Genomic DNA, 9,810 nt, shown 5'->3' with positions numbered 1-9,810 from the left:
GAAGCTTAGTGTTCCCGCACTAGGCTTTTCTTATTTATATTATAACAAAAATTTAAAGAAAATAAACATTTTTTATATTATATTTTATTATTGATATATATATGTAATTATTTTACAATATTACTAGAGGTGGTATTGTGGGGGTTAAGAATAAACTTAAAGAAATACGGATGAGAGAATATATGATGAATCAAAAAGAGTTTTGTAATATCATTGGAGTTAGCCAAAGCACGTATAATCCGATAGAAAGCAATACAAAACAAGGTAATGCAGAAACATTATTGATAATAGCAAAAGGACTTAATCGCAAGGTAGAAGATATTTGGTACCTATGTGATTAGGTCCTTATTTTTATATAATTAATTATTCAAAATCGAATTTAAAACTCATTTAGAAAAATATTATTCAAACAGGAATTTTTTTAATACTAAATACATACATATATATCAAGAAGGTCAGAAAGGAGCAAAAAGTAATATGATTTTAGGTTATGATGGTGGCAGTAGTATGTCAAAGAACTCAAAAGGAATAATAATTGAATCTAAAGTATCAAAGATGGAGAGTCTTAACTCTAGTGACTGTTTAATATTAGATGGAACTAAATATTTTTTAGGAGAGGGCGAATATGACACTAACTATAGGAAAATTGAAAAGGTCAATTATTTACCACTTTTATTTGGTTCATTAGCATTAACAACCAAAGATACATTTAATCAAGTAGCGGTTGGATTACCTATTTCTCAATACAAGGAAGATAAAGAATCACTTAAAAATTTAATATTAACTAATAGAGAGAAGTGGATAACTATAAACAAGGAAGATAAACATTTAATAATTGAAGATGTAGAGGTTTTTCCAGAAGGGGTACTAACAGTTTCGGACACATACGAGGGCATTGTAATTGATATAGGTGGAAGGACAACAGATATATGCTCTATAGAATTTAGAAATAATAAAAGAAAAATAATAAATCCTTTAAGCTATCCAAAAGGAATACAAAATTTATATTCAGATTTTATAAAATCAATAAATAATAAAAAAGGTTTGGATTTGAAGGATTCAGATACAGAAAGAATATTAAAAAATGGACTTAAGATTTATGGAGAACCTATAGAAATTGATTTTGCATTGGAAGTTTTCAAAGAATTTATAGATGATTTAATAGCAAAGCTACAAATAGAATATTCATTAAAAACTTATGATGTAAGTTTAGTTGGTGGTGGAGCTGAATTATTATATAAATCAATAAAGAAGAGAGTTCCAAATTGCGACTTAATAGAAAATTGTTTAATGGCTAATGCAATAGCATACGAGGAATTTGGAAGGGGGATTTGGGAGTGAAGATACCTATAAGTTTTAAAGAATCTGAAAAAGAAATTTATGATTTTATAAAAGCCAAGTTATCTCCAAGTGTTTATATTAAAGAACTTGTAATTGCAGATATGAAAAAAAGTAATATTAATAAAGAGGAAAGGCAAGAGCGGAAGAAAAGAAATTTTGAGCTTGATATGTAAGGAGTATTTGTTATGAGTTATAAATGTAAAATATGTGGAGAAGAATTTAATGATTCAGATGAAGTATTAAGAATTGATTGCAATTGGAGAATACTATCTAGTTAATTCAATAGAATTAGAATTAAACGCTCAAAACCTAGATTATTGCGTTGCTTTTATTTGTAATGAATGTTTAGAAAATAATATTTAGGAGATGCTTTATCAATGTTAAAAAAATCAGAACTCAATCAAAATATACATTTAAGTGAGGGGAATATAAAATCTAAATGTACTGATGATGTGATGTTTTTAACTTGGAGTTTACCATGTAAAATAACTTGTCCTTATGCAACTAAAATGTGTAGAAAGCATTGTTTCGCACAAAAGAACCAATATTTTAAAACTGTATTAGATAGTAGAATGAGAAATTTTGAAGAAGCTAAAAAAGATACGTTTGTAGAAGATATGATAAACCATTTAAAATATCAATTAAGTAGAAAAAAATCACAAGATAAAATTATATATGTAAGAATTCATACAAGTGGAGATTTTTTTAATTTAGATTATTTCATTAAATGGATAAATATAACCAATTATTTTAGGAATAATAAAAAAATATTATTTCAAGCTTATACTAAATCTATACCTATTATGAATTATTATATTCAAGATTATAAAACAACTTACGGTTATGAATTTTCAGATAGAGAAATACTTGAAGATATAAACATTCATTTTGTATGGAGTATTTGGGAGGATACACCTAAAGAATATACAGATAGAGCAAAAGAGCTAGAATTACAAACTTTTACTGCAATACCTAAAAAGGAAATAGAAAATGTTAATAATAAAATATTTATATGCAAAGGTGATTGTGGTAACTGCAAACAATGTTATGTGGGAAAAGCTAAAGAAATAGTCATTCCTATACATTAAAAATAGCCTACCCACCAACGAGTAGACTTTAGCTATTGAACGATTATAATATAATCTTATGCACACACATAGAAAAAGATGCACGATTTAATTAATTATTCACAATTAATTTACAAATTAGAGATAAAGCACCCAAAATTACTAAAGTATAGCCAGTTCCTACCCAAAGTTTATTTAAAATATTCATAATGAATTTTCCTTTCTACAATAGATTTTATTATAAGTATATCCAGTTTTATAAAAATTATAATGGAGGTTTTAAAATGTTAGAGCATATTAGTAACATTTGGAACAATTATATAAATAATTTAAAGGAATCAGCTATTGAAGCAGCAACACAAAAAATTAATGAAACAATAGGTTCGGGATTAGTTGCACTTGGAACACACATTGAAGAAGTTGCAATAATAATTATAGCTTTAGGTGCTTTATTATGGATATGCAAAAACACTAAAGTTTTTAGGTGGGGGTGTATAAGTTATGCACTAGGCTTATTGATAGAATTAATTGGATCATCAATGATTAAATAAAGGAGTGTAATATGGAAATAAGTATTATATTAGATAATAAGGTTGTATATGAAAAAGAGATTAAAAACAATTTAAAAACTTTATTTAAAAATGAAACTTTTATCAAAACTATATGTTCAACTTCTGCCATTACAATTTGTAATACAACAATGGTATATGCAAAAGATTATAGTGATATTACAAAAAAGATGCAAGAGGGTTTTAATCCACTTATTGAGTTGTTAGCAGGATTAGGTTATCCCTTAACATACGGGATGCTATCTATTGGAATGATAATGATAATAACAGGCAAGAAGTCAAAAGGTTTGGAGATAATGAAATGGGCAGCTATTGGATATATTGGTTTGCAATTCGTACCGTTTTTATTAAATTTGTTGTTAGAAATAGGAAGAGATTTGAGGAAGATGTGATGAAAGGCTTAAAAATAATACCTCATAGCACTTTAGATAACTCTAATATTAAAGACCTTGCAAAAGCACTTCATGATCCAAAGAGATACACCGAAAGATATAATTTTGAATGTTTGGACAAACTGATGCAAGAAGGTGAACCAATTTCAGTTAAAAAACTATTTAAGCGAGGATCAATTAAAAAACTTATGAAGCAAAAAGAAGAAACGGACCTTTTGGTCCTACAGAATACATTTATATATGAAATACAAATAACAAATAAAAGCATAGATTTTATACTATTAAATAGAGATTTAGACAAGGTTAAAAAGACATATAGCAAGTATGTTGATAAAATTAAATTTAGTGATAATATAGTAGATTATCAAATTCCAGTAGATGAAAATATGAGTGTATGTGAAATGGTTAATCGTGATCATTTCATGTTCTCACTCAAAACCATGCAAAAAGGATTAGAGCCCCTTAAATATATCCTGGACCTAAAGAGAAGTTTAAAAGACGATGAACTATTTATATACCAAGTCATAGTAGAACCTTTGAATACAGATTGGTGGACCACATATACACAAGCTTATAAAAAATTTAAAGATGGTAAAATGCCTAAAAAGTTTCAATTAAAGTTGAAAGATATTTGTAATATATTAGGGAATGTAACTTTGGATATAGCTCTAGAACTTCTTTACTGTTTTGAAGAAATAATCCTGGGTAAAGATGGAGTAGAAAAAATAGATACAACAGATGATGATGTTTCGATAATGAAGAAGGAAACAGGATTAAGAAATGCTACTCTAAAAAAAGGAACTGAAAAAGGTTTTGAAACTGCAATACGAGGTATTGTATATTCTAAATCAGAAAGTAGACGAGAATTTTTATTAGATCAATTTAGTAACTGTTTTGGATGCATGGACTTAGATAACAGCTTAATTATGAGAAAAATTAAAAATACAAAAGAAAATATGCTAAGAATAAAGAATAGAGAATTGTTTTGGCATCCACTAAATGATTCGAAAATGATATTAGATATTTCAGAACTTGAACATTTTCTCCAACTTCCACAAGTTACGCTTCAAAAAGAACTTAATATTGAAAGATTGGATTATGCAGAAATAAAACTTGCAAAGGAACTATTAGAAGGATATATTCCTATAGGACATATATATGGTGGCAAAGGAATTGCTTATTGGAGTAAGATAAAGGATTTATTATGTCTTAGTAAAGCAATAGTAGCTGTAAAGGGAGCAGGAAAGAGTAAATACTTTGAAAATTATGTGTACAATGCTTACAAAGGTGGAGATTGCATTATTTATTTTGACTATATAGAAAATAATCAGAATGCCTGGGAAGTAGCAAAGCACATACCTAAAAATGATGTTATTACATTAGATTTAAGCAAAGGATTCACATTTGATTACCCAGAACTAGATATTTCAACAATTCCTAAAGATGAAGAATATAATCGTAATGTTAAGAGGTTTGCCAGTGATTACTGTATGCTAATGGAGAAATTCATAAATACTATCAATACTGGTGATGCGCAGCCACTTACTGCAAATATGAGAAATATTTTAATATCTGCTTGTAGTCTAACTTTCTTAGCGGGATTTACAGATATGTATTCAATTTATAAAATACTTACTAATTATAGATTTAGATATACTGTAGTAAAAAAGGTTGAAGAAATGAACATATATAATGAAGAAGATTTTCGATTTGAAGTTATGAAATCTCTAGATGAAGTGAAAGAAGGTAAAAAGGGTAGCAAAACTACTAATACAGTTATAGGAACAAATGATAAAGCTGATAGAGTATTAGATAGATTTAATGCACTTTTAAGAGATAGTAGAACAGAAGAGATGCTTTTAGGAATAGACAGAAATAATGTTAACTTCGTAGATATATTTGAACAAAATAAAGTTGTGCTAGTCTTAATGCCTGAAGACTATTTTACCGATTACGAATTAAAAGATATTGTAATGACTTATTTTTTATCTAGAATGAAATTAGCAGGACAAAAGAGAGCTGCACTTATTAAGGATAGAGAAAAAAGAAAAGTAGTTCATATAATGCTTGATGAAATACATCAGCTTGATAATAGTACAAGTCTTATGATTAAGAACATAGCAGAGGATAGAAAATTTAGAACCACCTATGTATTTACTTGCCAATTCTTAAAGCAATTCGGAAGGCTTTGGGATGCAGTTAAAGGAACTGGATGCAACTTCATGTTATTAGCTGGATGTGAAAAAGAGAACTTTACTTTACTAAGAGAAGAAATAGGATCTAATTTTGAATTAAATGATTTAATAAAAATGCCTGCATGGCATAGTCTTAATATAGTCAGAGGAAGAGAAAAAACTATACAAACATTTTTAACTCATTTGCCACCTGAATTAAAATAGGAACTAGGGACAATATTCCTAGTTCCTTTTGGTAGCTTCCAATTCTTATATTATATTTAAATTTTTGAGTTTAGAATAATTTTCTCTATTTATTTCATATTTTTGCTTTTCCCAATTACTCCAAGTACCAGGAGAAACATCTATTAATTTTGCAGCATACTTTATTCCTAAATTATTCTTTTTTCTATATTCTAATAGTAAAGAATGAATTTGTTCAGTTTCTTCAAGATAAGAATCATAAAAATATTTTGTGCCTATTTTAAAATACTTAGCTAATTTCATAGAGGTATCTCTATTAGGAAATTTTCTATTAATTTCTATATCCTTTATGTATGATCCATATTCAATGCCAACTCTTTTAGCTAATTTATCTTGGGATATATTCTCTAATTTTCTATGATAGATTAACCAATCACTTACTGAATTAAAATCTAATTGTTTTTCTAATTGCTCTATTTCATGGTTTTTTAGGTTAATTATATATTCTTTCCAATAAGTCGTAGTTTTATACACTAAGCTTGTCCTTGTAAGCTGGCTGAATCAGGTGAATGTTTGATTTGTTCGCAATGCCAAGGAGAGTGCTTTTGTGATTGTTTAAACTGGAAGGGGGTTTGTATATATCAAGAACTTCATAATAATGGATATAAAGCAAAGGAAGGACGGAAAACCTATGATTGTAATGTCGAAGATGTAATTAATTATAGCAATAATGGGATTTTGATTAAATTTAGAGCACCTCATAAACTAGTTTTAGATTTAGCCAAGCCTGGAAGCTATATATTTGTACGAACAGATGAAAATAAGTATTTTGATATTCCTATTTCTATTATGAATTCAGATATAGAAAATGATATTATTACAATCGCTGTTGAAATTAGAGGAATAAAAACTAATAGATTACTAAATACAAAAGCAAACGAAAACATAGTAATTAGAGGACCATATTGGAATGGCGTATTTGGAATTAAAAATATATTAGCTCAAAAAGAAAATAAAACATTAATTCTTGCAAGAGGTATTGGACTAGCTCCTATGATGCCTGTAATAAGAAAATTAGTTTTACAAAATAATGAGTTACAAGTAGTAATAGATAAAAGTCCTTTTGAAGTGAATTTTGCCAGTGAACTTTTAAATGATTACGATATTAAGGTATCAGAGAATTCCCTATTAGATAAAGGTAAACTTTCTGATCATTGTAAAGTCATAATTAAGGATGCACTTTATGGCGGTGCTACGTATATTCATGTAGCAGGAGCTGATATTTTAACTTATAGTGTTATTAATTATTTAAATGAAATTGATAGAAATGATGTCTCCCTTTCTTGTTGCAATAACTTTAAAATGTGCTGTGGAGAAGGTATTTGCGGAGCTTGTACATCAAGATTCTCAGGGCATAGAGTCAAAAGATTCTGCAAAGAACAGGCTGACCCAAGAAGTATTTTTGAAGGGAGAAGATTTATATGAAAGTTGTTATTATTGGTGGAGGTTGGTCTGGATGCGCTGCAGCAATTTCAAGCAAGAAAGCTGGAGCAGATGTTACTGTAATAGAAAAAACAGATCTTTTACTTGGTCTTGGTAATGTTGGTGGAATAATGAGGAATAACGGAAGATATACTGCTTCAGAAGAGCTTATAGCTCTTGGTGGTGGAGAATTAATAGAAATTACTGATAAAGTTTCAACTCATACGAATATAGATTTTCCAGGTCATAAGCATGCCACATTGTATAATGTTAATATGATTGAAGGAGAAGTTCATAAATATTTAACAACACTTGGTATAAACTTAATGATGGAAAGTAGAGTAAATGATGTAAAATTTGAAAATGGAAAAATTAAAGGAGTATATCTTAGTGACGATACTTATATAACTGGTGATGTATTTATTGAAACTACTGGTACAACAGGCCCAATGGGAAATTGTTTGCGTTATGGTAATGGATGTTCTATGTGTGTTTTAAGATGTCCTTCCTTTGGTCCTAGAATAAGTATTAGCGAACGTTGTGGTGTATCAGACATTCAAGGTGAAACAAATAATGATTCACTTGGAGCTATGTCAGGCTCATGTAAATTAGCAAAGGAAAGTTTATCGGAAGAATTAAGAACAGAGCTAGAGTCTAAAGGTGTTGTTGTGTTAAAAGTTCCGGTGGAAGATGTTAATTATGATAAATTAAACACTAAGGTTTGCCAACAATATGCTTTAAAGGAGTTTGCTGAAAATATCATTCTTCTTGACACTGGCCATGCTAGGTGAACAAAAGGACAAGCTATTTCCAATGTTCACCATTTTATATTTTATTTTTTTTAGCATTTGCTCCAATAAAAGTTATATCAATTAAATCAGTTTCAGAATTATACATAATAACATCTATTATAATATTTATTAGCTCCGTTTGTTCTTTGTTACTAAGATTTCTAATATTCAAGCATTTATCCAATATATTACTTATAAAGCTAATATTTATTTCTTCTTCCTTAGCTGACTGTATTGTATTAGTTATTTCTAGTAGTTCACTATCAAGTATTCTTATATCATCTTTAAGTTCTTTGATTTTAGACATTAATACATCAGCAATACTATCATCCATAGATAATTTATTAACTAAGTTGTTCATTTGTTTTTGTTTATCATGAATTTGTTTTTCTAAATCTAGCTTTTTAACATCTGGATTCTTAGATTTTAGCTTTTCCTTGTTTTCTTTTTCAATATTCTTAAGAAATTGTTTTTTATTTTTAGCTACTTTTTCTATTTCAATCAGTATTGACTCTTCTATCTCACGAGCTTTTAAATTGTTAGCATTGCATATCTCACCTTTAGATTTCTTTTTCATACTGCAAATATAATAGTAAAATTGTTCGCCAGTTTTTTTAGAAGCAGTACCATGTGAAACTCTCATATTACTTCCGCACAAAGCACATTTTAGTTTACCAGTTAGGATAGCATTATTAGTTTTTCCAAGTCGAGGGAACGTATCTCTGTTCTTAGTAAACTGTTTCTGTACATCAATCCATATTTCAGCATCAATTACACCTTCACATGAACTCATTGCTGCAATCCATTCTGATTTGTCTTTAGGTCTTTTAGTTGATTTACCTTTTATAGTAACACTTTCAGTTTTATTATAACTCAATAGGCTATGAACTCTATCAGCAACACCATACACATTCCAACCATCATTTTTCATATATTCCAAAACTTCTGGTGTAGATTTAACATAAACAGGATTTTGTAATATTATTTTGAGCGTAGTTTTTTCTAACAATATTCCACTATTAGATTTTATATTATGTTGAGTAAACCATATTTCAGTTTTATGTAGTGATCCTTCTCTCAGGTAAGTTTCATATATTAATTTTACTAGTTTTAGTTCTTCTTCATTTTTAACTAGCTTAACTAATTTTCTTTCATTACCTTCGTCATCGATATATGTAGTAGTTTCACTAGAATATCCAAGTGGAGTGCGTCCACCAGTCCAACTTCCACGTCTTGCCATCTCTGTCATGTTGTCTCTGACGCGTTCCGCAATAGTCTCGCGCTCTAATTGAGCAAATACTGAGGCTATATATATCATGGCACGGCCCATTGGAGAACTAGTATCAAACTGTTCTCTAATACTAACAAAGTCACAATTATTAGCTTGTAGTAAATCAAGTGTACTAGAGAAGTCAGCTACATTACGAGAAATTCTATCCAACCTATAGCATATTAATACATCATATTTTTTTATATTTTTCATTAGCTCTTTAAATTTAGGTCTATTAATATTTCCACCAGAAAAGCCTTCATCCTCATAGATATCAAATTCTAATTTATCATTAGTATACTTACTAGATGCATAGTCCTTACACATTTGGATTTGGTTCTCAATTGAGTCACTACCAACAATATATTTACTTTTCCTGCTATATATAGCTATTTTCATTTAAATTCAACTCACATTCACATCTTTTAAAATTTTTATCATTACATTCCATTTCCTTTATTATACATGGTAAAAGTAGTCGTGGGCAAATTTGAAGTGCAGCTGCAAATCTATATAGCAT

Annotated in this window: 10 protein-coding genes and 1 pseudogene; 9 read left to right on the top strand and 2 right to left on the bottom strand. The window is 28.7% G+C overall.

All coding sequences use genetic code 11. The features are described 5' to 3' along the window. The first annotated feature begins 137 nt into the window (after nt 1–137). The 7 genes from LLF98_RS06400 (at nt 138) to LLF98_RS06370 (ending at nt 5,768) form a co-directional block, all read left to right on the top strand. Nucleotides 138–341, top strand: coding sequence for a helix-turn-helix domain-containing protein (locus LLF98_RS06400; protein WP_291702000.1), 204 nt, complete (start codon nt 138–140; stop codon nt 339–341). A 136-nt stretch (nt 342–477) separates the two neighbouring features. Further along, nucleotides 478–1,341, top strand: coding sequence for a ParM/StbA family protein (locus tag LLF98_RS06395; protein WP_291701999.1), 864 nt, complete (start codon nt 478–480; stop codon nt 1,339–1,341). Then, complete coding sequence (locus LLF98_RS06390; RefSeq protein WP_291701997.1) at nt 1,338–1,514, top strand: hypothetical protein; 177 nt, start codon at nt 1,338–1,340, stop codon at nt 1,512–1,514. The genes LLF98_RS06395 and LLF98_RS06390 overlap by 4 nt, the downstream gene beginning before the upstream one ends. Nucleotides 1,515–1,718: 204 nt before the next feature. Further along, nucleotides 1,719–2,429 carry a hypothetical protein gene (locus tag LLF98_RS06385; protein WP_291701995.1) on the top strand — a complete coding sequence of 237 codons (711 nt, stop codon included), beginning with the start codon at nt 1,719–1,721 and terminating at the stop codon, nt 2,427–2,429. A gap of 263 nt (nt 2,430–2,692) precedes the next feature. After that, complete coding sequence (locus tag LLF98_RS06380) at nt 2,693–2,959, top strand: hypothetical protein (RefSeq protein WP_291701993.1); 267 nt, start codon at nt 2,693–2,695, stop codon at nt 2,957–2,959. 11 nt (nt 2,960–2,970) lie between these two features. Continuing rightward, entirely contained in the window at nt 2,971–3,369 is a 399-nt protein-coding gene (locus tag LLF98_RS06375; RefSeq protein ID WP_291701991.1) for a hypothetical protein, read from the top strand. Continuing rightward, a complete protein-coding gene (locus LLF98_RS06370; RefSeq protein ID WP_291701989.1) occupies nt 3,279–5,768 on the top strand; it encodes a hypothetical protein in 2,490 nt (829 codons plus the stop codon). Before LLF98_RS06375 ends, LLF98_RS06370 begins: the two co-directional genes overlap by 91 nt. A 45-nt stretch (nt 5,769–5,813) precedes the next feature. Here LLF98_RS06370 and LLF98_RS06365 read toward each other — a convergent pair whose 3' ends face one another. Continuing rightward, nucleotides 5,814–6,281 (bottom strand): helix-turn-helix transcriptional regulator, encoded by a 468-nt coding sequence (locus tag LLF98_RS06365; protein ID WP_291701987.1) that lies wholly within the window; start codon nt 6,279–6,281, stop codon nt 5,814–5,816. A gap of 18 nt (nt 6,282–6,299) precedes the next feature. On the opposite strand from LLF98_RS06365, the gene LLF98_RS06360 reads away from it, so the two are divergent. Together LLF98_RS06360 and LLF98_RS06355 are read left to right on the top strand one after the other, a co-directional pair. Continuing rightward, nucleotides 6,300–7,232 (top strand): sulfide/dihydroorotate dehydrogenase-like FAD/NAD-binding protein, encoded by a 933-nt coding sequence (locus LLF98_RS06360; protein WP_366512077.1) that lies wholly within the window; start codon nt 6,300–6,302, stop codon nt 7,230–7,232. Next, a pseudogene (locus LLF98_RS06355) lies at nt 7,229–8,017 on the top strand (FAD-dependent oxidoreductase); the annotation flags it as partial. The gene LLF98_RS06360 and the pseudogene LLF98_RS06355, both read left to right, overlap by 4 nt. A 37-nt stretch (nt 8,018–8,054) precedes the next feature. Here LLF98_RS06355 and LLF98_RS06350 read toward each other — a convergent pair. Beyond that, nucleotides 8,055–9,689, bottom strand: a complete 1,635-nt coding sequence (locus LLF98_RS06350) for a recombinase family protein (RefSeq protein ID WP_291701983.1) — start codon at nt 9,687–9,689, stop codon at nt 8,055–8,057. Nucleotides 9,690–9,810: the final 121 nt, after the last annotated feature.

The sequence above is a fragment of the Clostridium sp. genome, assembly GCF_021372645.1.
Taxonomy (GTDB): domain Bacteria; phylum Bacillota; class Clostridia; order Clostridiales; family Clostridiaceae; genus Clostridium.
Note: the sequence above shows the minus strand (reverse complement) of the source record. Positions and strands in the feature narration are given on the sequence as shown.